The sequence below is a fragment of the Mesorhizobium sp. M1169 genome, from assembly GCF_040318345.1.
Lineage (GTDB): Bacteria > Pseudomonadota > Alphaproteobacteria > Rhizobiales > Rhizobiaceae > Mesorhizobium.
Window position 1 is genome coordinate 40,043 of record NZ_JAMYME010000022.1, and the last position, 25,056, is coordinate 65,098.

24 protein-coding genes and 3 pseudogenes are annotated in these 25,056 nt (G+C 60.7%); 10 read left to right on the forward strand and 17 right to left on the reverse strand.

The window, feature by feature from the left end:
* Position 1 precedes the first annotated feature (1 nt).
* From NKH41_RS20775 to NKH41_RS20830, 12 genes are all read right to left on the reverse strand, one after another.
* Complete coding sequence (locus NKH41_RS20775; protein WP_352933610.1) at positions 2 to 1,003, reverse strand: xanthine dehydrogenase family protein molybdopterin-binding subunit; 1,002 nt, start codon at positions 1,001 to 1,003, stop codon at positions 2 to 4.
* Position 1,004: 1 nt separating this feature from the next.
* Positions 1,005 to 2,375 (reverse strand): xanthine dehydrogenase family protein molybdopterin-binding subunit, encoded by a 1,371-nt coding sequence (locus NKH41_RS20780; RefSeq protein ID WP_352933613.1) that lies wholly within the window; start codon positions 2,373 to 2,375, stop codon positions 1,005 to 1,007.
* Positions 2,375 to 2,863 carry a (2Fe-2S)-binding protein gene (locus NKH41_RS20785; protein ID WP_352933616.1) on the reverse strand — a complete coding sequence of 163 codons (489 nt, stop codon included), beginning with the start codon at positions 2,861 to 2,863 and terminating at the stop codon, positions 2,375 to 2,377. Before NKH41_RS20785 ends, NKH41_RS20780 begins: the two co-directional genes overlap by 1 nt.
* Positions 2,860 to 3,717: an FAD binding domain-containing protein gene (locus tag NKH41_RS20790; RefSeq protein ID WP_352933619.1), complete on the reverse strand. Its 858-nt coding sequence runs from the start codon at positions 3,715 to 3,717 to the stop codon at positions 2,860 to 2,862. Before NKH41_RS20790 ends, NKH41_RS20785 begins: the two co-directional genes overlap by 4 nt.
* Before the next feature lie 39 nt (positions 3,718 to 3,756).
* Positions 3,757 to 4,506 carry an ABC transporter ATP-binding protein gene (locus tag NKH41_RS20795; protein ID WP_352933752.1) on the reverse strand — a complete coding sequence of 250 codons (750 nt, stop codon included), beginning with the start codon at positions 4,504 to 4,506 and terminating at the stop codon, positions 3,757 to 3,759.
* Positions 4,490 to 5,308, reverse strand: a complete 819-nt coding sequence (locus NKH41_RS20800) for an ABC transporter ATP-binding protein (RefSeq protein WP_352933621.1) — start codon at positions 5,306 to 5,308, stop codon at positions 4,490 to 4,492. Before NKH41_RS20800 ends, NKH41_RS20795 begins: the two co-directional genes overlap by 17 nt.
* Positions 5,305 to 6,552, reverse strand: coding sequence for an ABC transporter substrate-binding protein (locus tag NKH41_RS20805; protein WP_352933624.1), 1,248 nt, complete (start codon positions 6,550 to 6,552; stop codon positions 5,305 to 5,307). The genes NKH41_RS20800 and NKH41_RS20805 overlap by 4 nt, the downstream gene beginning before the upstream one ends.
* Positions 6,549 to 7,607 (reverse strand): branched-chain amino acid ABC transporter permease, encoded by a 1,059-nt coding sequence (locus NKH41_RS20810; RefSeq protein ID WP_352933627.1) that lies wholly within the window; start codon positions 7,605 to 7,607, stop codon positions 6,549 to 6,551. The genes NKH41_RS20805 and NKH41_RS20810 overlap by 4 nt, the downstream gene beginning before the upstream one ends.
* Positions 7,604 to 8,605 (reverse strand): branched-chain amino acid ABC transporter permease, encoded by a 1,002-nt coding sequence (locus NKH41_RS20815; RefSeq protein WP_352933630.1) that lies wholly within the window; start codon positions 8,603 to 8,605, stop codon positions 7,604 to 7,606. The genes NKH41_RS20810 and NKH41_RS20815 overlap by 4 nt, the downstream gene beginning before the upstream one ends.
* Positions 8,602 to 9,885, reverse strand: a complete 1,284-nt coding sequence (locus NKH41_RS20820; RefSeq protein WP_352933633.1) for a metal-dependent hydrolase family protein — start codon at positions 9,883 to 9,885, stop codon at positions 8,602 to 8,604. The genes NKH41_RS20815 and NKH41_RS20820 overlap by 4 nt, the downstream gene beginning before the upstream one ends.
* 64 nt (positions 9,886 to 9,949) lie before the next feature.
* Positions 9,950 to 10,759, reverse strand: coding sequence for an alpha/beta fold hydrolase (locus NKH41_RS20825; RefSeq protein WP_352933636.1), 810 nt, complete (start codon positions 10,757 to 10,759; stop codon positions 9,950 to 9,952).
* A gap of 7 nt (positions 10,760 to 10,766) precedes the next feature.
* Positions 10,767 to 11,075: an EthD family reductase gene (locus NKH41_RS20830; protein ID WP_352933639.1), complete on the reverse strand. Its 309-nt coding sequence runs from the start codon at positions 11,073 to 11,075 to the stop codon at positions 10,767 to 10,769.
* Positions 11,076 to 11,255: 180 nt separating this feature from the next.
* Here NKH41_RS20830 and NKH41_RS20835 point away from each other — a divergent pair, with 180 nt between their 5' ends.
* On the forward strand, positions 11,256 to 11,888 hold the full coding sequence (locus tag NKH41_RS20835; protein ID WP_352933642.1) for a TetR/AcrR family transcriptional regulator: 633 nt from the start codon (positions 11,256 to 11,258) through the stop codon (positions 11,886 to 11,888).
* A gap of 60 nt (positions 11,889 to 11,948) precedes the next feature.
* Positions 11,949 to 13,214, forward strand: a complete 1,266-nt coding sequence (locus NKH41_RS20840; protein WP_352933645.1) for a glycerate kinase type-2 family protein — start codon at positions 11,949 to 11,951, stop codon at positions 13,212 to 13,214.
* 641 nt (positions 13,215 to 13,855) lie between these two features.
* Here the strand turns inward: NKH41_RS20840 and NKH41_RS20845 are convergent.
* The 3 genes and pseudogenes from NKH41_RS20845 to NKH41_RS20855 form a co-directional block, all read right to left on the reverse strand.
* Positions 13,856 to 14,455 (reverse strand): RES family NAD+ phosphorylase, encoded by a 600-nt coding sequence (locus NKH41_RS20845; RefSeq protein ID WP_352933648.1) that lies wholly within the window; start codon positions 14,453 to 14,455, stop codon positions 13,856 to 13,858.
* Positions 14,456 to 15,142: an XRE family transcriptional regulator gene (locus NKH41_RS20850; RefSeq protein WP_352933651.1), complete on the reverse strand. Its 687-nt coding sequence runs from the start codon at positions 15,140 to 15,142 to the stop codon at positions 14,456 to 14,458.
* Between the two features lie 94 nt (positions 15,143 to 15,236).
* A pseudogene (locus NKH41_RS20855) lies at positions 15,237 to 16,348 on the reverse strand (RHE_PE00001 family protein); the annotation flags it as partial.
* A gap of 249 nt (positions 16,349 to 16,597) precedes the next feature.
* On the opposite strand from NKH41_RS20855, the gene NKH41_RS20860 reads away from it, so the two are divergent.
* The 8 genes and pseudogenes from NKH41_RS20860 to NKH41_RS20895 all read left to right on the forward strand — a co-directional run bounded on the left by NKH41_RS20860 (position 16,598) and on the right by NKH41_RS20895 (position 22,646).
* The gene (locus NKH41_RS20860) at positions 16,598 to 16,840 is read left to right on the forward strand and encodes a type II toxin-antitoxin system Phd/YefM family antitoxin (protein ID WP_352592901.1); all 243 of its coding nucleotides are present in this window, start codon (positions 16,598 to 16,600) and stop codon (positions 16,838 to 16,840) included.
* A complete protein-coding gene (locus NKH41_RS20865; protein WP_352933755.1) occupies positions 16,837 to 17,256 on the forward strand; it encodes a type II toxin-antitoxin system VapC family toxin in 420 nt (139 codons plus the stop codon). Before NKH41_RS20860 ends, NKH41_RS20865 begins: the two co-directional genes overlap by 4 nt.
* 57 nt (positions 17,257 to 17,313) lie before the next feature.
* Positions 17,314 to 17,513: pseudogene (locus NKH41_RS20870) on the forward strand (integrase); the annotation flags it as partial.
* 379 nt (positions 17,514 to 17,892) lie between these two features.
* On the forward strand, positions 17,893 to 18,567 hold the full coding sequence (locus tag NKH41_RS20875; protein ID WP_352933758.1) for a protein-L-isoaspartate(D-aspartate) O-methyltransferase: 675 nt from the start codon (positions 17,893 to 17,895) through the stop codon (positions 18,565 to 18,567).
* Between the two features lie 76 nt (positions 18,568 to 18,643).
* Positions 18,644 to 19,744 (forward strand): annotated as a pseudogene (locus NKH41_RS20880) (IS5 family transposase).
* A 208-nt stretch (positions 19,745 to 19,952) separates the two neighbouring features.
* On the forward strand, positions 19,953 to 20,084 hold the full coding sequence (locus NKH41_RS20885; protein ID WP_352933657.1) for a hypothetical protein: 132 nt from the start codon (positions 19,953 to 19,955) through the stop codon (positions 20,082 to 20,084).
* 158 nt (positions 20,085 to 20,242) lie between these two features.
* Positions 20,243 to 20,947 (forward strand): Crp/Fnr family transcriptional regulator, encoded by a 705-nt coding sequence (locus tag NKH41_RS20890; RefSeq protein WP_352933660.1) that lies wholly within the window; start codon positions 20,243 to 20,245, stop codon positions 20,945 to 20,947.
* Between the two features lie 931 nt (positions 20,948 to 21,878).
* On the forward strand, positions 21,879 to 22,646 hold the full coding sequence (locus tag NKH41_RS20895; RefSeq protein ID WP_352933663.1) for a response regulator transcription factor: 768 nt from the start codon (positions 21,879 to 21,881) through the stop codon (positions 22,644 to 22,646).
* A gap of 578 nt (positions 22,647 to 23,224) precedes the next feature.
* Here the strand turns inward: NKH41_RS20895 and NKH41_RS20900 are convergent.
* Positions 23,225 to 23,575, reverse strand: coding sequence for a hypothetical protein (locus tag NKH41_RS20900; protein WP_352933666.1), 351 nt, complete (start codon positions 23,573 to 23,575; stop codon positions 23,225 to 23,227).
* A 624-nt stretch (positions 23,576 to 24,199) separates the two neighbouring features.
* On the reverse strand, positions 24,200 to 25,039 hold the full coding sequence (locus tag NKH41_RS20910) for a LuxR C-terminal-related transcriptional regulator (protein WP_352933669.1): 840 nt from the start codon (positions 25,037 to 25,039) through the stop codon (positions 24,200 to 24,202).
* Positions 25,040 to 25,056: the final 17 nt, after the last annotated feature.

The following is a 25,056-nucleotide window of genomic DNA, read 5'->3' on the forward strand; positions in this document are numbered from 1 at the left end:
ATCATCCTCGTATGGCGAGGATGGCGCGCAGCACCTTTTCGGGCGTGAACGGCATCGAATCCACTCGCGCTCCAACGGCGTCGAAAATGGCATTGGCAATCGCCGGTATCGGCGCATTGGCGCACATTTCGCCAGGGCCCTTGCCACCGTAGGGCCCGTCGGGTGCCGGGCGCTCCAAAACAATCACGTCAGTCTCGGCCAGATCCCCAGTACCGGGCATGAGATACTGCGTGAAGTCGGTCGCCGCGTGATCGCGTGCCGGGTAGTATGGCTCCGTCGTTTCATAGAGGGCGTGACCGACGCCCATCCATGCTCCGCCGACGAGTTGCTGTTCCACCATTCGCGGGTTGAGCGCACGGCCAACCTCATAGACGTTCCGCAGCGCGAGCACCGCCACCTCGCCTGTTTCGTCATCTACTTCGACTTCCGCAACCGTACACGCATGCGCGTAGCACGTCGCAGGCTTCATCGCGCCGGTTGCGGCATCGGGATAAGAGCGCGGCACCAGGAAGATGCCGCGGCCGGATATCGAACGCCCCTGCTCGAAGTGGGCGACTCGCGCAATCTCCGATATGGAGACCGACCGCGATGGCGCGCCGGCGACGCGCACATCGCCGGAACCGTCGGTCTCTAGGTCACCGGCGTCGACCTCTAGTATTTCCGCCGCGACCTCAAGCATCACCTGCCTGGCCTCCCGCGCCGCAGCGATCACCGCGTTTCCAGCCCGGTGGGTTCCCCGCGACGCGAATGTGCCCATGCAATGGGGCCCGGTATCGCTGTCGGCGGTATCGACGGTTACCCTCTCCGTAGGCACGCCCAAGGTCTCCGCGCAGATTTGCGCGGTGATCGACTTCATCCCCTGCCCTAGGTCGACGCTCGACAAGGACAGCATGAAGTTTCCGCTCGGCGACGAGAAGACCAGTGCCTGGGTCGGATCTCCACCGAGGTTCATACCGGTCGGATAGTTTACGGCGGCAACGCCGCGTCCCCTAAGCGGAGCCATGTCAGACCTCCCGCCTCTCGCGTGAAGACATTTGGAGGTAGCGGTCTGCCACCGGCCAATTGAAGCTGATCGACGCCTCCTGGAGGCATTCGATCAACGCTGCGCCTTCGGTCGGTTGATGATGCGCCTTCATGTCGCCGTCGCGGTAGGCGTTGATGAAGCGGAATTCCAACGGGTCCATGCCGATCATGCGGGCGAGTTTGTCCATCTGCACCTCCAGAGCAAAATCACCGATCGTCACGCCGAATCCGCGCATCGCGCTCGACGGAGTGCGGTTGGTGTAGACGCATTGGCAATGGATCAGAACATTGGGGATCGTGTACGGCCCCGGAAAATGTGCCGCGGCCTTTTGCGTTCCGTATGGCGAGTGCCTCGAATAGGCGCCGGCGTCGATCAGGCAGCGAACTTGTCGTGCCACGATACGTCCGTCTTTCATCACCCCATCCTTGATGAAGATCCGCTCAGCGGCGCGTGGCGAGGAGATCTGCATCTCCTCGTAGCGATTGTAGATGAACGCCACCGGCTTTCCCGTCAGCATTGCAGCCAAAAGTGCAATCGGCTCGACGGTGCAGTCGACTTTGCCGCCGAACCCCCCTCCGACGGTCCCGCCCACGAAATGCAAGCGGTGGCCAGGTACGTCCAGGATGATCGACGCATTGTCGAGCGTGAAGAACACCGCCTGCGTGCCGGAATAGCAGGTGTAGCGCTCATTCTGGTCGGGCACCACGATACAGCCGGTCGTTTCGGTGGGCGCCTGCTCGATTGGGTTAGAATCGTAGCGTGCTTCCAGGATGAAGTCGGCGGCAGAAAATGCAGCTTCGACGTCGCCGAGCACGACCCTGCGCCCGTCGCCGCTGTCGTAGCGGTAGTAGTTCTGACCGTGATACTCGTTGACTAAGGGCGCCCCGGGGGCCAGCGCCTCCTCCACGTCAAACACCGGCTGCAACATCTCATAGTCCACCTTTACAAGCGCGGCAGCCTCATAAGCGGCGCGCTCGCTCTCCGCGACTACGGCGACGACCGGCTCGCCCTGCCAGCGAACCTTGTCGAACGCTAGCACCGGCTCATCCTCCGGGCCGACGTTGATGAGGCTGAGCACGGTATAGATGTTGTGAGGAACTTCCGCTGCCGTAATGACGCGGCGGACACCCGGATGCCGCTCGGCCGCAGAGGTGTCGATGCTACGGATGCGGGCATGGTGATGAGGGCTTCGCACCATACGCAGGTGCTGCAGATCGGACAGTATTCGGTCCGCGTAGAACGGGGTGATTCCTCGAACATGGCCCGGTGCGTCGGACCTCTGGCGCGATTGGCCAATCTCCTTGAGGTCGTCATTCCGTTCGTCGGCGAAATATGCCTTGCGGATTTCCATCAGCCTGCCTCCGCCGTATTTGTTTGAGTCCGCCCCGACGCCGCCAGTACCGCCGCGATGATCGGCTCGTAGCCAGTGCAGCGGCAAATGTTTCCGCTAAGGGCTTCGATGATATCGTCCCGGTTCGGCTGCGGCTTCTCCCGCAGCAGGGCTTTTGCCGCCATGATCATGCCCGGCGTACAGAAACCGCACTGGGCCGCAAAGCCGTCCAGGATCGACTGCTGGAGCGGATCGAGAGTGCCATCCCTGGAAAGACCAGCAACGGTTTCGACGATGGAGCCGCCACAGTCTTCTGCAAGGGTTATGCAGGAAAGCCGGGGTACGCCATCCACCAAGACCGTACAGGTGCCGCACGTCCCCTGATGGCACCCAGCCTTGGGTGTCAAATCTCCTAGCACCTCGCGCAGAAATCGCAGGAGCGTCGCACCGCTCTCTACAAAACCCGCAGCTTCGCGTCCGTTGTGTTGCAACTGCACCGGCGACTTCATGCCTGCTCTCCCAATCCGCTCAGCAGCCGGCCGAGGTGGACCGGCAGAACTTTCCGTCGATACCAGGCGCTTGCGATGGCGTCGGAAAGCGGATCGATCTCAGCTATGTCGGCGGTCGCCTCAGCTATAGCTTGAGCCGTTGGCGCAATGCCGACCAGCCGACGCTCCACATCTCTTAGGCGTTGCGCCACCAGTCCCAGCGCTCCCGCAGCAACCCGGATATCTTCGATGACGCCTCCGACCATCCGCGACCAGGAGGCGACCACCAAAACGGGTGCGCCATGCGGTCGGACCCTGGTGACCTTGCGGTACAACTCGCGCGTCCCCTCAATACGGTCAAAACGCACAGCAACAACAATGCGGCGGTCGAGACTGAACTGTGCGCGCTCAGCCGTGAACTGGCGCAAAGGTATGATTTCGCCCTCAAGGGTTTCGATCTCGGCTTCGAGAACCAGCAAGACAGGAATCAAATCGCCAAAGGGAAATGGCGCGAAAAGATTGCCGCCCACGGTCGCCGCCGCGCGAACGGCGGGGCCGCCTACTTCCCGGGCGGCACAGGCCAGGCCGCCAAGATCTGGCCGCGCAGCAATTTCCGCCATCGTCACCGCTGCACCGACGCGGACCGTCCCGCCACGCGTTTCGATCGCGCGTTGGGAGGCGTCTCTATACCGCACAATCGTTTCAAGCGACGTATCGCCCTCATTCAGTCGGCGCAGCAGCAACGTCCCGCCGGAAATGATGGACGCTCCCGGTCGACGCAACGTTCGCCGCGCTTCATCGCGATCCGCTGTTGACACGTAGACAAGAGCCAAGTTCTGTCCTCCTTCGCGATCCCGCTTATTCGAATTGGCCACGGATAGCCCGCTCAGAGCCCGGCTGCTTATCAGGCAGTCTCAATTGCGAGATGCGTTGGCGGATGCGCCGCTGAGGCCGATGAGTTGGCGTGCGAGTTCGGCGTCCTCTGTGAGGGCGGAAGCGGCATGGATGCTGTCTATGCGCCCGTTGATCATGATCGCTACGCGGTCTGCGAGCGACAAAGCAAAAGGCAGATTTTGTTCGATCAGCAGAACACTTACGCCGTCGTCCCGGACAATCTTCTCAAGCAGTAGCCCGACGTGATCGACTATTACGGGTGCGAGGCCCTCGGTAGGCTCGTCCATGACCAGCAGAGAAGGATTGCAAAGAAGCGCCCGTCCGATGGCAAGCATCTGCTGCTCGCCGCCGGAGAGTTGCGACCCTCCGTTGTGGCGACGCTCCGCGAGCCTCGGAAAGGCGTCATAGATACGAGCGGCGGTCCAGTTCCCGCCTCCGATCGTGCCTTCAACCATTCGGAGGTGCTCGTCGACCGTCAGGCTCGGCCACAATCGGCGTCCTTGTGGCACGTAGCCGATGCCAGCTCTCGCGATGCGGTGGGGGGACATACCCGACAGCGTTCGGCCGCCGAGGCTTATCAATCCGCGCGCTGGGCTAAGCAGACCTGCGATCGCATTGCACAGTGTAGTCTTGCCCATTCCGTTTCGACCGACGACGGCCAGGATGCCGCCGCCGTGATTCAGCGTGATCTCCTGCAGGGCGTGTGATCTACCGTAGAACACATCAAGCTTTTCGATCGCAAACGCGGTTGCGCTATGCATGGCGGCCACCAAGATAGAGCTCCTGAACGCGACTATCGTTCTGAATCTCCTGAGGCGTACCTTCGGCGAAGACGCGGCCGTTGTGCATCATGGTCACCCGGTCGGAAACCCGCAGCGCGACATCGAGATCGTGCTCGATGATCAGAAATCCGACTGTTCGAGGCAAAGATTCCAGTATCGCGGCCAGATCAGCCCGCTCCACCGGCGAAAGCCCCGCCGCCGGCTCGTCGAAGAGGATCAATCGGGGCGTCCCGACCAATGCCATTGCTACTTCGAGTTGGCGGCGCTCGCCATGGCTGAGCTGTCCCGCGCAATAATGGCGCACCGCGTCCAACTGCACGAAATCCACCAACGCTCGCGCCCGCTGCATGGCTGCGTCGTCCCGCTTCGGACGTCGCAGGCTGAACCGCTTGCCGTCAACGCCGAGCACCGCAAGGTAGACCGTGTCCTCGACGCTTAGTCGGTCGAAGAGCTCAGAGATCTGGTATGTGCGGCGCATCCCCAGGCGGATGCGCTCCTGCGTCGGCAGATGCCGCGTTGTAAATCCAAAAAAGTCGATCGTTCCGTCCGTGGCGACCAGGTCGCCCGAAATCAGGTTGAGCAGCGTCGTCTTCCCGGCTCCGTTCGAGCCAAGGATCGCGCGGCGCTCTCCCGGCTGGATCCGCATATTCACATCCGTGACTGCTGAAAGCGCACCGAATCGACGCCCTACGCCATCGAGTTCGAGTGCAAATGGGGCGACATCAGCCGCCGCCTCCACTGCATAATCGGTATTGCTCGCCAAAAGAGAGTCGAGTCCGAGCAGTGTCATTGGCAACTCGGGTTCTCTCGGCTTACCGCACCGAACGCCGCGAAGGCCTCTGGCGTAAAGCCGAGCTTTTGATTGACCTGGGGAACCACTTTCACCAGCTTGTTGTAGAGTGTGCCGTCTTGGTTTTCGGCGACCTCCGTTAGGAAAATGTCGGCGATCGCGTTGCGGTTTTCATCGAGCGAGACCCAACCCGTCGGCCCGTCAAATGTTGTCCGCGCAAGTTCCGACCGAAGCTTTGCCCCACCGTCGCCCGGTTCGCCGCCGATCTTGTCGAGGGCAAGCAACAGCGCCTTGGCGTTTAGGTAGTAGCCGTGGGCGAAAAGAGACGGCGTTGGAAAGGCGTCGGGCTGCGCTTTGTAGGCTGTTACGAAGGCGTTCCATGCGGGGGTGTCGAGGCTGTCCGCAAGTGGGCCGGCAGACGGCGTTCCGATAAGCACGTCGCGAATGCGGCCCTTGGCGGTCAGGACGGTCTGATCGACAGTGACAGTGCCGCCGACAAGCGGCGCAGACCCGCCGGACTGCAAGTATTGGGTGAGGAAATTGACCGAATCCGCCCCGCCCAAGTCAACGAAGACAGCGTCGATATCGTCAGGCATCGCGGCGATGACGGAAGAGTAATCCTTCGTTCCGATTGGTACCCAGAATTTCTCGGGGACCTTGCCACCAGCTGCACAAAATTCGGACATGAAGCCGAAGACCTGCGTGTAGGGAAACGAATAGTCCTCCGCGACAACGGCCACTTTCCTGTATCCCTTGTTGTCGTAGGCGTAGCGGCCGAGACCCGCCATCCACTGCGCGCCGTCGGTTCCAAAACGGAAGAAGTTTGGCGCGGGATCGCGCATTGTGGTTTCTTGGGCGCCCGACGTTCCGTTCAGGAATGTCACGTTGGGCTTAGTCGCCGCGTAGTTTTTAACCGCGATTCCCTCATCCCCGGACAGCGGACCAATAACGAAGTCCACACCATCCTGTTCGACGAGTTTACGCGTGGCTCGGACTGCCGAGTCTGGCGTGGAATCGGACGAACCGACGACCAGCTTGATCTTCTTGCCGGCAACGGTGCCACCAAACTCCTTCACCGCGACCTCGACTCCACGCAGGGTGTCCTGGCCCTGGACGGTGAATGGGCCCTCGAATATCGAGACTACGCCAATGCTGATTGTCCCATCCTCAGCCATCGCACTGTCGAGGGTGGCAGGCACGCCCGCGAGAGCCAATGCAAAACCCAACTTCCTGATGATGTTCATACGTTCCTCCCTTTTGATGCCATTGAACCCAGAGCGTGGAATACGGCAGGCATCGAGCGCCGTAGTGCTTTCCGGATTGGGTCGCGATAACCGAGCAGACCATCCGGTGAGGTGTAGATGACGACCAGGAAAACGGCCCCGATCAGTGCATTGAAATGATCTCGTCCCACCAGATCGACGGCAAAAGTCTGGATCAGCACGACAAGAAGAGCGCCGAGAAAGGCTCCCGCCGGATGGCGCAGGCCCCCGATGACGGCGATGACGAGGATTTCGATGGCCGCGTCGACGCCAATGGTGGCCGGTGAAATTCTGCCGTTATGCCAGGCGAGTAGGACGCCTGCGACGCCCGCGAGGGACCCTGAAATTGCCCAGGCCACAAGCTTGTGGGCCGTGACATTGAAGCCCAGCGCGCGCATGCGCCTTGGATTGTCGCGGATAGCTTGCAGTGCGAGCCCGAAATGCGATCGCTCGCCGTAAAGAACTGCCGCATAGCCGACAGCCCCGACTGCTGCGCACAGGTAGTAGAACACTGCGGGGTCGTTCAGGTCTAATCCCAACACGGCCGGCTTGGGGATGCCCGAAAAACCGGAATGACCGTTGAACAGGCTGTAGTCCTGCTGACACAGGTAGAAGGCAGCCATCGCCGTGGCGAGGGTGATCATGATTGTGTAAATGCCTTCCGTACGGATCGACATCCATCCGACTGCGGCGGCAAAGGTTGTGGAAAGGCCAATCGCGCAGGGCAGAACCAGCCAGAGTGGCCAGCCGAAGCCGTGAATTCCGCTTGCGTTGGTGCCGAGGATCGCCACCGCATAGCCGGCTGCGCCGGCGAAGCTTACCTGTGCGAGGCTCACCATGCCACCATAGCCGCCCAGGATCGTCAGCGAGAGTGCAAGCAGTCCGAGGATCGCGGCATAAGCTGCGATCTGGCTGAGGACGAAGTCGGAGCTCCAGAGCGGCAGGACGAGGAGGATGGTCGCAACGCAAGCGTGGCCGACCATGGACTTATTCGGCGTTCGCGAACCGCCAAAGTTGGAGAGGATCGACGCGATCACCGTGCGAGCCCCATAAGGCCGCGCGGCCGCACCGCGAGCGTCGCCATCATGATGAGGAAGATCAGGACAATGCCATATGTCGGCATGTAGACGAGGCTGATCTGCTCAGCGAGGCCGATCAGCAGTGCGCCGATCGCGGCACCAGGGATCGAGCCCATGCCGCCGACAATAACGACGACCAGTGAAACGAGCAGGTAGCGGACGTCCTCACCTGGAGAGACAGAAAGGACTGAGCCGCCGACGACGCCAGCCAATCCCGCAAGTCCGGCGCCAAAGGCGAAAACCACAGCGAACAGGCGATGCACGTTGACGCCGCTCGCGTCGAGCATAGCCTTGTCGTCGACCCCGGCGCGCACCATCATGCCAACGCGGCTGAATTTCAGCATCGACCATAGTGCGATGCCCGCCACGACGGCGATTGCCAGCGCGGTAAGGCGCAGGACCGGGTAGGCGAGATAGACGTTCGAGCCGTCGGAACGGATTGCAGTCACGAAGGGCAGCCGCACGTTGGCGGCGAGCAGATCGGGGATGGGGATCTGATAGGTTGCTCCGCCCCAGATCGAGAGCATCAGATCAGCCGCGATCACCGAGACGCCGATGCTGACCAGAGTCTGGCGCATGTCGTCGCCCTCGAGGTTGCGGAAAACAGCTATCTGCAGGCCCACCCCGATCGCTGCCAGTGCCGCGAAGCCTGCGGCAAGTCCCGCGAGCCAGGAACCGGTCCTGTCAACGACTTCGTAGCCGACATAAGAGCCAAGCAGAAAAAGGGAGCCGTGCGCGAGGTTCACATTGCGCATCAGCCCAAAAATGAGCGTGAAGCCGCTGGCGACGAGAAAATAGAGTCCCGCCAGCGTCACGCCATTGAGGATTGCGCTGAGGAACGCCTTCTTGGAGATGAGTATGGCGTTGAGCCAATCCGGCCAGACCGCGACCGCCAGCCAAACGGGTGTCGCGATCAGAAGGACCAGCACGATCGCGCCAAGGAAAAGGCGGATCATTGCACCGCTCCCATGCGTGACAGGTCGGGCATTTTGTGGAAGCGGCCGTCCTGCATGATTGCAACAAGGCGCGTCTTGTCCTGAAGCAAGCGGACGTCCGCCAGCGGATCGCCGTGGACAACAAGAAGATCGGCCAAATAGCCTTCTCGGATAAGGCCCAGTTCATGGCCCATTCCCATGATCTCGCCGCCGTATTTCGTGGCGGCCACGATCGCCTCCATCGGCGTAAAGCCGAACAGATTGACGAAGTGCTCGATGTCTCGCGCATTGGTGCCCTGCGGGGTCCAGGCGAAGCCGTAATCGCCGCCGATGCAGATACGGATGCCGCGCTTATGCATCAGCCGCATCGTGTCGGCGCAGCTTGCGAGTTCGCGCTCGTACTCGTCAGCCACCCTCGACCCTGGCTCGATTCCCCATGGCCCTGCCTCGCGAGCGGTGTTGAACAACCAGGCCACGCCCGGCGCCACGAAATGCCGGTCTTTCGCGGCTTCCAGCATGTCGAGCGCCGCCTCGTCGGCGAACGAGGCGTGATAGATGTTGTCGATGCCATGACGGACGCACTGCTTCACGGATTCGGACGAACGTGCATGCGCGGACAGGACCTTGCCGCGTCGGCGTGCTTCGGCTACCGCCATTGCGATCTCTTCTTCTGCCATCGGCGTTTCCTCCGCGCCCGTCCCGGTAATTGCCTCTCCAGAAAGGTTCAGCTTGATGCTGTCGACGCCGAACTTGATCAGTTTGCGCACGGTCCGGCGCATCTCCTCCGGCCCGGATATGACGAGGCCGAGGTTCAAGCCCTCGTGCGGGATGTGTGAAGGAGCGGAGTCGCCTAGTCCTCCTACCGTGGTGATCTCGGGGCCGGCAGCCAGATAGCGCGGCCCCGGAAACCTTCCTTCTGCGATGAATCGCTTGGCCACGACATCGAGCCTCGGCTTCGCAGCCGCCGCGCCGCGCCCGGCAGTGAAACCGGCATCGAGCACCAGCTTGGCCATCTCCATGGTGACCAGCATGTGCTCTTCCACCTCCATCATCTGGATGGGATCGATGCCTGGGGCATTGTTCCACGAGAGATGCAGGTGCGCGTCGATCAAGCCGGGCATCACGGTCGCTCCCCGGCAGTCGAGGGTGCGCGCTCCACCTGCGGTGATCTGGGCATCGCGCACCACGGCAGCGATGCGATTGCCTTCGATCAGAACCTGCCCGCCAAAGGGCGGGGTGCCGGTTCCGTCGAGAATCTTCGCATTGTTGAAAATAACTCGCTCAGAGGCCTTGGCCTCCACCGTTGCGTGTAAAGTCATTATTCCTCCCAGACTTCCCGACAGCGCTCGTCCTCGTGAGCGCTGCCTAACGTGCGATGCCTCTCTCGCTGAAAAACTCCGCGATCAGGTTGGAGCAGCTCTGCGCTGCCTCGATCGGAATCCAGTGGCCGACATCCTCGATAACGGCCAGCCGCGCATCCGACAGCTTCGAGGCAAGAAACCTGGACGTCTCAGCAGACGAGACGGGGTCGGCGCCTCCGGCGATGAGTAGAACCGGGGCGGTAACCCCGGAGAGATCGTAAGCTTGGGCCTCGCTCAAGGCTTCGCAAGTTCGTGCATATCCCTCAGGGTGCTGGCGCATGATCAGTTCCCGCACCGCAACGACGGCTGCCGGATTGGAAGCGCGGGACGCTCGCGACAGTGCCCCCGTGACGATTTGGTCGGCGATCTGCGCCATGTCCACTCTTCGCGCCAGGGCAGCGCGCGACCGCAGCCCAGTTCGCGCCGCATCCGAAGGCTCCGCGATCGCGCCGATCAAGACCATGGCGGCGACACGCGTCGGCTCCCGCACTGCGAGCGCTTGGCAGACAAGCGAGCCTAGTGAATGGCCGACCAGGCAAAACCGGGTAATGCCAAGGGCCGAAAGGCACCGCGACACCGCGCTGGCCATGCTCTCGATCGACAGCGTTCCCTGCGGCACGCCTGAGCGGCCCGAACCTGGGAGATCGATCCTGACGGACCGGAAGTCAGTCAGCGCGGTGATCTGGGCTTCGAAGACATTGCCTGAACCGCCGAGGCCGTGAATGTAGACAACGGGAAAGCCGCCCCCGCTATCCTCGACGGCCAACTCAACATCGGCGGCTGCGATGCCAGAATCCTCGCGAGTAAGCGTCATCGCCCCCTCAGATCAGCTTGTATTCGGTGGTCACGAGCCGCGATCTTCCCGAAATGTTCGCCAGCGCGTCCGCGCCGGATGCCTGGCCCTCCGGAGATCCGAAGGCGGCCTTCATCGCGGCCTCATCCTTGAAATAGAGTTCATTCACTGCGTCGAACGGATTTTCCGGGGAGTCGACGTCTGGAACGTTCACGACGAACCGTTCGAGCCCGGGTATTTCGCGGGAGAGGTTGACGTGCTCGCGGGTCAGCCAATGCCTGAACTCGTCCAGCGTCATGCCATCCTTGCGCTTCATCATCGAGAGGACTTTGATCATTGTGAACCTGCTGTGTGTTGAATGAACCCACGCTAAACCACTCTGGTCTTCAGACTTATCCGGATGTCTCGAAGTTTGATCCGTAGCCCTTCGAGGGTATTCTTTAGCTATCATTCAACAATGGCGCTTGCGTTTCCCACGCCGGCCAACTAGCTATCTTCCTCAAGGAAAGGGAACAGGATGGCAGGCAGGCCGCGTGAATTCGACCGAGCCGAGGCGCTGGCTAAGGCGCGCGACGCATTTTGGTCGCGGGGCTACGAAGGCGTGTCGATGTCCGATTTGGTTTCCGCACTGGGTCTCGCGTCGGCGCGGATCTACGCCGCCTTCGGCTCGAAAGAACACCTCTTCCGGGAAGCAATTGCCCTTTACGAGGCGTCCGAAGGAGGGTTCGCGTCAATAGCGCTGGACGCCGATACGGATGTCCGGACAGCCATGGCGAGCATGCTTCGCGATGCGGCCGCGCTTTACACGCGGCCCGACAAACCCCGCGGATGTATGGTGGTCGCAGCCGCAACCAATTGCAGCCTGGAAAACGAGGATGTGTTGAAATGGCTGGCGAGCCATCGGCGCTCCCGCACCCAATCGATCATCAAACGTCTGCGCAGGGCGGCGGCGCAAGGTGAACTCAAGCACGGCACGGATACCGAGATTCTAGGCGACCACATTGCCGCAGTTCTTCACGGACTGTCGGTCCAGGCCCGCGATGGCGTGTCGAGGAAAAGGCTGCTTGCGCTCATCGAGCCTGCGCTGGCCGCCCTCCACGCTGCATACGTACCGCGGCAGCCGGTTGCTATGGCACCGGGCAACGCCTAATCGAGGCCTGCTCAGCCCTTGGCGGACCGAACACGGTAGCACCTGTCGAAAGGCTCATTCTTGAATCGATCTGACCAATGGGAACGGGGCCTGTTACGCCGGCTTTTCGACACCGCCATAGAGAGCGCCGACCCGCGGCGGGTTCTAGCCCAACATCTGCCCGATCCACCGCACGGCAGGTGCGTGGTGATTGGCGCAGGCAAGGCGTCCGCGCTCATGGCCCAAGCGGTGGAGGAGGCTTGGCCGGATGTGCAGATGACCGGCGTGGTCTCGACCCGCTACGGCCACGCAGTCGAAACCAGCAGGATCGAGGTATTGGAGGCCGGCCACCCGGTCCCGGACGACAACAGCCTCCGCGCTGCGCGGCTGATGCTAGAAGCTGTGAAGAACCTCGGGCCGGACGATCTGGTTCTCGCGCTCATGTCGGGGGGCGGCTCGTCCCTTCTCGTCCAGCCAGTGGACGGCATCACGCTTCAGGACAAGCAGGAGGTGAACCGCCTGCTGTTGTCGTGCGGGGTCGATATCGGCCTCATGAATACGGTCCGCCGGCGCCTGTCGGCGGTGAAAGGAGGGAAACTTGCACGGGCCGCCGCGCCCGCCAGGCTAGTGACGCTGGCCATCTCGGACGTCCCGGGCGATGATCCGATGGCCATCGCCTCGGGCCCCACCTATGCTGCTGCGGGCCAAGAGTTGGACCTCACAACGTTCTTGACTGGGGCCGGACGCTTATTGCCGCCGCATGTCCGCCAGGCCTTAGCGCGACCTCAAGAACCGGCAGCAGTTGCTGCAGCCCTGGACTATCGGGTAATCGCTACGCCCGCAAAAATGCTCACAGCCGTCGCTGAAGAGGCTCGGCGCCACGGGCTGCAAGCGCTCATCCTCGGCGACGCGTTGGAGGGCGACGCTGCAAGCCTCGGGACCGTCATGTCAGGAATTGCGCGCTCCGTCAGGCATCACGGCGTGCCAGTTGCTCCCTCCGCCGTACTTCTATCCGGGGGAGAGACCACCGTTTCGATCGGCTCCGGCCCGGCCGGGCGCGGCGGGAGAAACACTGCCTTCCTGCTTTCGCTTCTCGCCGGCTTGAAGGGCGAACCGGGCATATGGGCGCTGGCGGGCGATACCGACGGCATCGACGGCACCGAAGATGCCGCCGGGGCCACCATCGGTCCAGACAGTTGGACACGAGCCCTGTCCGCCGGTCTGAACCCTGCCGCCAAGCTCGCCGAGCATGACAGCTATAGCGTGTTCGGCATGCTCGATGATCTCGTTATCACGGGTCCGACGCGAACCAACGTCAACGACTTCCGGGCGATCCTCATCGCCTGAGCGCGGACAGGCTGACGCTTCGCGGTAGCTTGGCTCGTTCAAATTGCGTGTGTGATGTAGGTGTGCGGAGACGCCAGCGTGTTTAGGGTGCGATACCCTGCTCCTGGATGCTGTCGCATCGGAAGCACGGCCGGATTAGCTGAATTGCGGACTCAGCCGATGTTAGCGGGGCCTACGCGTTATGAACGGGGCCCCACTCATCCTGCTGCTTTGTGCATTCCACACTGCCCTTTTATGCGACTTTCGAAGCACAAATCATGAACATGCGTTGGGCCAGGTTTTCAGTTGTCACCTTGAGGCGCCAACTTCCGATGTTGTGGTGCACGCATGGAAGGTCCGTTGCGCATCCAGTTAACGACACCATCCACACCGCAGCACTGCCCGACGGCAATTTATGGCTATCGGACAATCAAAATCTTTTGGGTCTGTGGATTCAGCTGTTCGGCTCGGAGCCAAAAGCAGCCGGTTGATAAAATCATGGAGTTTGTAGCCGTCCGAGTGCGGCAGCTTTCCGCATTCGCAATCTGAAAGCAGACTGTCGGCAGTCCGGCCCCACACCGGTCGTTCCGTTGCTCCGGCTCAGTGGACGCTTCTAGGCGCTACAGCGAGCTTCGCTAAGCGATACGGATGTGGCTGCACCTTCACACCAATCCCACCCTGAAATCCTCCAGAACCTGAGCCAGCCCTGGCGCGCCGAGAAGGGTCATGACGCGCTTGGGCTGCAGCTTCGGTACCGCGCGATCGTAGATGGCGAGATTGGTCGCGCCGTTGAGGCGCGAGGGGTAAATGACCCCGTCAGGCTCAGATGGTGCTCGTGAAACGCCAGCGACCACCGGCGCGCCAGGTTCTGGCGCTGTGCCCGAACGGCATCGGTCGGCACACCCATCCGAACGACATTGTCGCCTCTGAGGTCGACCAGGTGTCGTGGTCGCGATCTCCGCATAGCGCCGTCGGATCAGCTCCACCTCCTCGATCGGAAGATCGTCAAAGATTCCTTCGCGGCGGTCGCGGAGCACGGTCTCGAGGAAGCACACCTTCAGGGAGTCACCGAGGTAAAGAACGCCAAACCGATTGACGTCAACACGGCGTCGAGGATCGCTGAACCGGCTCGGCGACTTCCCGTATCCCAAAGGATTGGGATAGGTGCTCCAGTAGATCCGGCCGAATGTCCGTCCCGTCGATATGGTCTCGATTTCGAGCTTTGCGGCCGCGAAATCGGGGGGAGGTGGAAGGCCGGGCATTCAGTCGAAATCGCCCCTGGCCATGCCTTCCGCTACGGCCAACACCGCGGCATCGTCGCTTTGCTGAAGGGCTCGAAGGCCCGTCCGGCCATCGAGGACGCCGTGGCGCGAAACCAGAAACCGATAGACGGCCCAGGCACTGTTGCCCAACGTGGCATGCAGCGCCGGCAATGCGCCGAAGGGACGACCGTCCTTGTCGAGTTGCCAGACAGGAAAGCGGAAGCCGCGTTTGGCGCCATCGATCCCGAGCACCTGTCCGCTTTGCCGCCTGGCGTTGACCGTCACGCGCGAGGTGCCGAGCAGCTTGGCAAAGGCATCTGCGCTCAGCATGTCCTCGCCGGCGACAATTTCGGCGACACGCTTGCGGCCACGCGCGCGCGCTCCGGCAAGAGCCGCTTCAAGTTCAGCGTCTGGCTTGCCCGTGTCCTCGACGGGAAAGGTATCGTCTGAAGCGATCGGTTGCTCTTCGACCGGCGTGATCGTCTGCGCATCGGCCGCCGGATCGACCTCTACCCGGAACGAGACGCGATGGCCGATCTTGCGGCTGCGTGCGATCGCTTCCTGATAGCGTTCGAGCAATACCTTCTTGAAATCGGCCTGTGCCGGAAGCTTTGTGGTGAAGCTCAGGGCGGCGACTCCTGTATGGGATGCGGGCCCGCTATGATTGCTGCGTTTTGGAGCGGCCATGATGACAACCTGTTGCTGCCACCAATATGGTTACAGAAAGCAAGTTCGTCAAGTTCGATAATTTCGTAAAGTTGGCGCGAATGGCTGCGGACCTAAACAATTCCCAGGCACGAAACCTTCCCCTGCCCGTCATCTCGCGCAGGCCAAGCTCGCCGACCAGATTGAGCGCCCCTTGTTTTGTCACTTTTAGCCGCACCTGGATCATGCCTGCCGAGATGAGCGGCCGCGATATGACGAGCTCGACCAGGTCGGGGAGTTTCGAGCTGGCGCGACGTTGCTTGAGCCGCCGCTCCATCTGGCTTTTCGCCATCGATAGCCGATCATGTTCCTTCAAGCCGGCCAGCGCTGCGTCGTGAATGGCGTCGAGCAGCGCGAGCAGCCGATCGCCGCGATTGCGCGCCCGCCTCCGCTCGCGCGGAATGTTTTTCACGCCGAGATGAAGGCAAGCGAGATGATGGGCGGCGAGCCCTTCCTGTCGCAGCAGCGCGGCAACGAACAGCGGCCCGAGCCAAGCTGCATGCTGCAGCACCTCAATGTCGGACCAGGCCTCGAGCAGGATCGCAGCGCGCAGGACGACTGGTTGCTCCCGCGTTTCCGCGAGCACAGCGTGCCATTCGGACAGCCGTTCTTCCTCATTCCAGTCGAGATCGTAAATCAGGTCCGGCCGGTCGTCCGGGCGCCCCGCTTTCGCCGGCACGTCGGCGCCGCTGAGAAGCTTTGATGAACGTGCCAGGACGGCATCGATCTCGGCAAATTCTTCGGCCAGCAGATCGTCCTCAACGTCCTCGCGACCGTCGACTTCAAAAGAGCTGGCTCCAGCCCCCCCGTCCCGGCTTTTTTGTTCCGATGCCAGCGTAGCGCCGCCGCGACCGGCCAGCGCCAAAAAACCGTCGCGGCTGAGCGCCAGTCCGGTTTTTGCGCAAAAATTCGCCGGCGGGTTCGCAGCACCGCATGCGCCCGGGTCAGCTCGTGAGTCGGCGTGCGGACATCCATGTGGCGTCATGCAGGACGAGGTCTTCGACGTGGACGAGCTCGCCCCTCGAGCCAGAGCGCGGCAGCCGCGTCGGCGAAGTGCTGGCGCTCGACAAAACCTTCGCGAACTGCGGAACGCGCCAGCCGTTCGTCGAGCCGCGCCAAGGTTTCGGTCGCTAGCGCGACCGGCCCAAACAGGGTCTCCAAGGGCAAGTCTCGAATCGCGTAAGCCATTGTTTTCACAATAGCCGATTTGCCATAGTCGAGCTATCTTGATTTAGGTTGACTTGTAGGGTTTGTCTGGCAGCCTTCTCACTATCGATAATGACCTCTTATCGATAGTGACTTGACCAAGCGTTGACCAACCGGCGGAATCGACGCTATGGTCGCGCAAAATCGCATTTTTCGTGCAGGGCGGCGTTCAGCACGACGAGAGTGACCGTGACTGAACACGGCGGCCAAAACGCCACGCGAGGAAGGAAAATGACCATCACAGTGAAGGTCGGCGAGGCCAAGACTCATCTCTCCGAACTGCTGGCGAAAGTCGAGGCCGGCGAGGAAGTGATTATTTCGCGCGGCAACGATCCTATCGCAAAACTCTCCCGAATCCACAAGGATAACCGGCTGGACGCCTTGATCGACGAGGTTCGCGCCGCGCGCGCCAAGGCGAAGCCTGTGACCACTGAAGAGATCCTGGCCTGGCGTCACGAAGGGCATCGTTACTGATGATCCTGGTCCTCGACGCCTCCTTTGCCGCTGCCTGGCTCTTGCCCGAGCAGCACAGTGAGGCGGCCGAAACACTGGTCGCGGGACTGAGAGGCCAATCTCCAGTCCCTTCCTTGTTCTGGCACGAGGCGCGCAGCATTGTCCTGACGGCCGAACGGCGCGGGCGGATCGTTCCCGGCGAATCGATCGCTGCCATGGCGCGACTTCGCCGGCTGCCGCTTGAGGATGCGGGCGCCGGCCGTGATGGGGCCATCATCGAGCTTGCCACCGGGCACGGTCTCAGCGCCTATGACGCCGCCTACCTTGCGCTGGCAATCGAAACCGCGTTGCCGCTGGCCACCCTCGATCGCAAGCTCGCAGTTGCCGCGCGCGGCCAGGGAGTTCGAATTCTCGGACCGCTCGCGAATGGCGACTGACCGCGTCGCTCGGCCACCGGGCAATGGTGTTCGACGCGCCGAGCGCTCCGACTCGCATTGGATTCGGTGCTGCCCTTCGACCGCCGAGATCCTTTGGCCAAAATCCTGACCCACCACGACGTCGCGATGCTGCGCCATCTGGCCCAGGAAGGCATCGGCAAAAACTCCCTCCGCGCCCTCGCCTCCGACCTCGGCTATCTTGAGCCTGGTCGCTGGCCGCCACTGGACAGCCTCTGCCTTGGCCGGCGCCTTCGGCATCCTTCTGATCATAGGCGCTCGTCGGTTGCCTATTACCTGCGCAAGGAAGGGTTTTCGGGCTCGATCGCGCTCGTCGAGCGCGACCCGCAATTTTCTCATGCGGCGACCACACTGTCCTGCGCCTCCATCCGCCAGCAGTTTTCGATCCCGGAAAACATCCGTCTGGCGAAGCTGATGCGCGAGATAGCCGCATGTGGGACACACCGCTATGGGGATATAGCGCCCAGAATCTCCAGGGTCGCCGCCGGCGATAGCCTGCCAAGATGGTCACCCACGCTTGCCCTTGGCACCCGTAATGGAAACGATGGCGGGCGCTACCGTGACGAACGGGATATAATGCTCACCGGCAGCAAACTGGTTGAGGAAAGCCCCACCGTCATGAAGCCAATGAACGAAGAGCACCTCGCGGTCCTACGCAGGCACATGGTCGAGATGATTGCAATCCATACCGATCTTGCAAGCGAAGAACTCGGCAAGGCGGCGCTCGATGAGCGGGTGATGGCAGCGATGCGGCGAGTGCCGCGGCATCTTTTCGTGCCAGCGTCGGTTGCACCTTATGCCTACCAGGATATGCCGCTGCCGATTGGCTTCGATAAAACCATCTCGCAGCCATTCATCGTCGCTCTCATGACCGATCTCCTTGCTCCCCAACCGCACGAGGCGGTGCTCGAGATCGGCACTGGCCTGGGCTATCAAACCGCAATCCTCGCGGAACTCGCCGGGCAGGTTTGGAGCGTAGAAATCATCGAGGAATTCGTAAGCCGTGCGGAGGCTCTCCTGCAGGAGCTAGGCTTATCCAATGTCGGCATTCGTGTCGGAGACGGGTCTCGCGGCTGGCCCGAGCACGCCCCATTCGACAAGATCCTGGTCACGGCGGCGGCTGAGCAGACACCGCCGGCTTTTCTGAAGCAACTCAAGCCGGGGGGACGGCTGGTTCTGCCTTTGGGATCTAAAGAAGCACAGTTTCTGACTGTCATCGACAAGGATGCGGCAGGACAGCTCGAGACCCGGAAACTCATCCCGGTTCGGTTCAGCCGGCTCGAAACCGTCTAGCAGGCTGTTGAAAAAGGCCCTCGCCACCGGACCGCAGCAATGATTCACTGGCTCCGAAGGGATTCGGAGATGACGAGTGCGCGGCGGCGGCGATCGAACTGGCGAACTTTTCAGCTACGTGGACCTTTAGGTCCGGGTTCGGCGCAATCATCCATTGCGGGCGATCAGGACGATCGTGACTGAAGCCCTGTCGAGGCTGGAGCGTGAGTTCGCGGCGCTATATTCGCCGATCGGACGGCCATCTATCCCGCCGGAGAAACTGCGGGCGATGCTTTTGCAGGCGTTCTATTCGATCCGCTCGGAGCGGCTTTTGATGGAACGGTTGGAATACGACCTCCTGTTCCGCTGGTTCGTCGGCATCGGCGTCGACGACGCAGCCTGGGATCATTCGGTGTTCTCCAAAAACCGTGACCGGCTGCTGGAGGGCGATATCGCGGCGAAGTTCCTGGCGGCCGTGCTGGCGCAACCCAAAGTCAGGAAGCTCCTGTCCACGGATCACTTCTCGGTCGACGGCACGCTGATCGAGGCCTGGGCTTCGATGAAGAGCGTCAACCCAAAGGGCGGCCCAAGCGGCGGTCATGGCGAACCGCCGGCAGACGGCGGCGGACGCAATGCGGAAGCGGACTTCCACGGCGAGAGGCGATCGAACGAGACGCATACCTCGACTACCGACGCCGACGCCAGGCTCTACCGCAAAGGGCGGGGCAAGGAGGCCAGGTTGTGCTTCATGGGACATGGGTTGATGGAGAACCGCCACGGCCTGCTGGTGGAAGCCTGTCTGACGCTGGCCGACGGACATGCCGAGCTAGTGGCGGCCCTGCACATGATCGAACCTCGTGCCGACCGGCCGCGGGCGATCACGCTCGGCGCCGACAAGGCCTATGACGCAGAGGACTTCGTCAACGAGTTGCGCTCGATGAAGGTGACACCACACGTAGCGCAGAACACGAACGGCCGTCGTTCGGCGATCGATCGCCGCACCACGCGCCACGGTGGCTATGCCGTCAGCCAGCGCATCAGAAAGCGCATCGAAGAGGCGTTCGGCTGGATCAAAACCGTCGCTGGGCAGGAGAAGACCAAATTGCGCGGCCGCGACCGCGTTGGGTGGGCCTTCACCTTCGCGGCCGCCGCCTACAATCTGGTGCGGCTGCCCAAGCTCTTGGCGGCGTCGAAATGACCGTGCCCGCAGGCTGCCAACTGATCGGCCGCTGGCGGATCATCGAAGCCGATCTGTGGGATCGCGGTTACCTGAACCTCGGTGGACCCGCAACCATCGCCATCGGACCCGACAACAACGGCGAGATCGCCTTTGGCGCCCTGCAAGCCGGTCTCGAACTGAGCTACAGCCCCTCGATAGTTCACTTCACATGGCCGGGTGCGACGAGATGGATGAAGTCACAGGCGACGGCTATGCCGAATTGCTCGACGACGGCTCGATCGAGATCACATTCGCCTACCACAACGGCGACGACGCCATCCTCAAGGCAATACGTCAGACTTCTTCAACAGCCTGCTAGTGAGGTGCGACAACTGGCGCGACCGCGCTTTTCCGACCGTCAATCTACTTCATTCAAACAGACGAGGACAGTAGGCCATCCTGCCTCTACCGTAGGTGGTCCTTCTGTCGAACTCGTACGGGAGTAATTATTGTAGGTTGTGCGGAAATTGAAGCAACATGCAAACACTGTTGCAGTTCATACACTCGCATCCCGTAGGGGGGACATTCTCGAAGGACGATTGGGGTAACAACGATTTTCTCGGTGTTACCGCAAGAATTTACAAACCCCATTCCGTGATATGCCGCCAGGATGACAATAACGATGGGATATTCATCGTAAAATCGGGTTGGGCCCTCCTTTACCGCGGACTACTGGACGGAGAACGGCAGATCATCGACACTCCTCTGCGGGGGGACATTGTCGGTTTCCGTTCCGTGGACGGACCTCGTTTAGCGTCCCTGGCGTCCATAACCGAACTAGCTGTTTATGAAATTTCCAGCAAGAAACTGGTAGAGGCCATCTTGTCGGAAGGCCGGCTCGGCAAGACTATCGCCTGCTCCCTGGCCCGCCTGAACGCCATCCTTACCGAACATCTCATGAATGCCGGGCGGCGGAACGCGATGAGCCGCACCGCCCATTTCCTGCTCGAGTTGGAGGAGAGGCTCTCGATCGTTGGCCTGTCGGCCCATGGACGATATGAGTGTCCCCTTACCCAGCACGAATTGGCCGACATCCTCGGAATGACCACCGTTCACCTCAATCGGACGTTAAGGGAACTCCGCAAGGCCGATCTCGTCGCTTTCAAGGCAGGTTATGTAGAGGTGATCAACCGCAAGAAGCTGGTCAAAACAGCCGGATTCGACAGCGAGTATCTCAGGTAAAGGTTATTCCCTCAGCTCGGGTTCAACCGTCTCTAGCGGGGTTTTCGCGTCGCCCCCCTGCGGCGCGGTGCTGGGCGCCAGCGCATAGACCATCAGCAAAATTTCTGCTGGAAGACGACAGTGCGCCGTCGCTCGGGCAGTTCCAGACGATGTCCGGGCTGGCAGTCGGCTTACCTGGCCGCAGTCTATCTTGACGAGGGCAGCCGCAAAGGCCCGATTATCATGACCGACGGCACAATGGCCTATCGCATGAGGAGAAGGTGCTGCCGAAATGCGCGTAAGCTGCCCATAAACGGCGGCAGATACAGCCGGGTGTTCTCGGACCTAAAGCGCTTGGCCACGGATGCCACGAACTGCGCCCTGGTCATGCCAATATCCACCTTCAGGAATTCTCGTCCGCAATCGCGAGGAACTACCGATCCTCCCTTCGAATAGCTGCTGGGCTTGGGGTTTGGCTGAGCGGTCCCATCCTGAGAATGGCATCATCGCCTACCCGGTTAGTCAACCTCGCAGAGCTATCCCACCTCTTGGCATTCCTTAAGCGGTCGGGAATCATTTCAACGGTTGGCACATGGCCAAAGGGATTGAATCTGACCGGACCCGCGCGTCACGATCGAACTCGCGCGGAGCTTCAAGGCGGGGGTGACGCGGTCTCAACACATGTCCTCAAGCGACCGTCGAGGCGAAATTTTCTAAAAATTAACTTATGTTAGAGAACGCTTATAAATAGACGATAGGCTGCACAAGCTGTTCTCGGCTAGGGGCGAAGAACTGCTGAAACTGCTGGTGAGCTCACGCTTTCACAAGGGCTGGGTGTTCAATCACAAGCGCATTCAAACACAGGGCAGCGTATTCAAGCTTTCAGATTGCGAAGAATGAGGGGTGTTTTGGCAGCCGCAACGCGGCCTGTGCGAAAAGATTGGGGAGTGACATGGGTTCCACAGCAGGACGGCGTAAACACACGGCCAAACGGTCAGGAGTGCTGTCCAGCGGAACGGAAAGTGTCCACGGCCAAGCAGGCAGAGGATGCCTCCTCATCCTGGACGGACGGGCTCTAGGCCGCGAGTGTCTCGCATCGGCTCTCGCGGACCACGAACTCGGCATGGAGATCGCCGCCGTGGGTTCGATCGATGAATGGCGCGTGAAGAAGGGCTCGGCACCTCCTCTTGCAGCCATACTCTTCAACCTTGGCGGCCGAAAGATCACCGATCAGGGCATCGCAGACGAGATTAGGCATATTTCGTCCGAATTCAAATCAGTCCCTGTGGTTATCCTGGCCGACACTGAAGATCTTGCACACATACTGACCGCTCTCGAATGCGGCGCACGCGGCTACATTCCGACCTCGGTCGAAATCGACGTCTGTGTCGAGGCTATCAACCTCGCGGCAGCGGGAGGCATCTTCGTCCCTGCGAGCAGTGTCCTTTGCATGCGCCACCTGATAGGTTCGGATAGCCCCGACACGCAGCCTTTGAAAGGCATGTTCACGCTCAGGCAGGCCGAGGTCGCCCAAGCGCTCCGGCGCGGAAAGGCGAACAAGATCATCGCCTACGAACTGAACCTGCGCGAAAGCACTGTGAAGGTCCACATCCGAAATATCATGAAGAAGCTGAAGGCGACCAACCGCACGGAAGTCGCCTACAAAGTCAACGATCTCTTCGCGGAAGGAACTCCTGCCGAAGCGTATCCCAAGCAATAAGACGGCCACCTCGGGTGAATCCCGGCGGGCGGTCTTAGTGAAAGTCGGGGGATCTCCGTTGCAGTGAGTGGCATCCGGGAGCCGCCCGAGATACAGGGGCCCCCGCCCCAGTGGGGTTCGTTGCCCCGAGCTTCCTGATAGTATGCTGTAGGGGATTTTGGCGGGGAGCTCCGAAGCGCCCGGCTTCGTCGCGATGATGTTGTTCCGCAGTCCTATGGAAAGCTGTTCCAAGGGCGCAGTGTCAGAGGCAGTGGTCCGCATGCGGCCGCAGAAGCTCTCGGCGCTCGACCCGACGGCAAGCCGGCGTAGACATACCGTCCCGTGTTCCTGCAGGACATTCAGGCGTGGAGTGCTCATGCCGCTCTGGTCGTCAGCTTCAACCGCGACGAGGCGGCTGTCATAAGGTGACGGCCGTCTGACAAACGGGTCTAGGTCCCGCCGAAAGCTTCGCGGAGACCTGCACAGGGCGGCACGCAAAGCCAAGACGATTCCCGCCGACAGGAAACTTGCCTCGCGGACGACCGATTGAGAAGGGAATGCGCGACTTCCGCCAGGCGGGAAGCTGACCGCAAATCGGGTTAACTTTCTGCCGCTGAATCCGCCGATCCATCTGCACTGTCAGGGAAAGTGTGTCTGGCCACCCATCTTATGGCTTCTTCGATCGTATCGAAATTCTTGTGCTGCCCGCTCAGCAGCCCGAAGCCTGTCTCGAGGAACCATTTGCCCTTCGTGGAGTAGGCTTCCTCGTCGATCTGAGTAAGGACCGCGACCAGTTGATCCCAATGCCACACCAAAACCCCGGACTCTCCGCCCTCGACCATCCCGATCCGCGCTTTCTTGAACGAAAATCCAGGAGCAATTTTTGTCTTGCCCACTTTGATGAATCCCTCAACTTCAAAATGGATAGTAGAAACGATCGGCTTGCACATGGCTAGTTCTGTACTATCTGTGCTAGTTCTGTACCTATCTGTGCTTGTAGATGTCTTGTTGCCGGACCGCTGTAGAATAACTAGTTAAGCAGATCACACGGTGAGTTCAAGGCCAACTCCATTTTTCGACGATCGCCCCGTAAGTTTTGCGAGAGAATGTTCGCAAACTGCTAAGTATTTTGCCTTCCGGAGCGTGAAAGCCTCGGCGAAATGCTCGGGTGCCATTCCATCCAGCGCAACCTCGCAAGCCCAGCGAGTGTCTGGCGGTCGAACCAGTCCTTGGAACGCCGCGTTCCGAAGTGCTTGTCGAGGAGCTCGATCTTGCGTTCCAGCACGTCGGCCGTGAGCGGCACGTAGGCACTGGGGTGCCAAAGGTCGCCGTCCCATCTTCAGGGCGGCATTCGAGCACCAGATGATCGCGGAAGACGTTCTAGGTCAGTTGTTTGAACCTCCCGGGGGCCTGATGGGCATCGAAGTTGGCCTGGGTTGGCACCACGTCGCTATGAACCCGTCATCTGTCTGCGAAATCCGCGGCGGCAATCACTAAAGGCCGGGTTGAGGTCCGGTTGGAGGGTCCACCTCAGCGCCCCATTGCGATCCGTCGCTGTCAAGACCCGGAGGCGGTCACACAGGATGAGTGTTCTTGAGACGGTGGTACTCGGTTTGTCCTTCAAGTAGCTCTTGCGGATGGTGAGAAGGCTGAGTAGCCATGTTTTCGGTCCCTGACGGGCCTTTGCCAGGAGCGGAAGTGAGCATACCATGGTTCATCGCCCAAACTGCAGCCTGGGTACGGTTGCCGACCCGAATCTTTCGAAGGATGGCCTTCACGTGTACCTTCACCGTCGCTTCGGCGATGTTAATCTTGCGCGCGATTGTCTTGTTAGACTCCCCTCCGATCAGGCAACGTATAATACAATCTTCCCGAGCTGACAGCATTGATGGTTCTCGATCAGCGTTCTCCATTGCAAGAGCCACATTTGTAACCTCATGTACTGCTAATTCATCATATTTTAGACCATGTCTTATGTCCTGAATAAACGTCGAAGTTTCCGCAGGTAGAACCGTCTGCCCCAGCATAACCAATTCGAGAGCTTTGATGAAGGTGTCGTGAGCGGCAACTTTTGTCAAATACGCGTCGGCCCCCGCGCGAAGGGCTGAAACTATATCGTTGGGTCGACAGTGATCGGCTAGCGCAACGACATGGCTGGTCGGATAAATCCCTTTAAATTCTGAAATTTGCGCAAATCCGGCATCTGCATCAATACGGTCGACATCCATGATGAGCAAGATGGACCGGTGCTTGGGCAGCGGCTTCTGCAGAAGGTCGTGAACACAAGCCGCAGAGAAAATAATGCGAAACTTTGCTGCATCCAGAATTAAAACAAGGCCCTCTCGGAGTAACTCGCTTTGGCTGACAAGCACTGTTGTGAAAGACTTTGTGATTATCAAGGATTTCGTTGTCATCGTGGCCTCTCCTGACG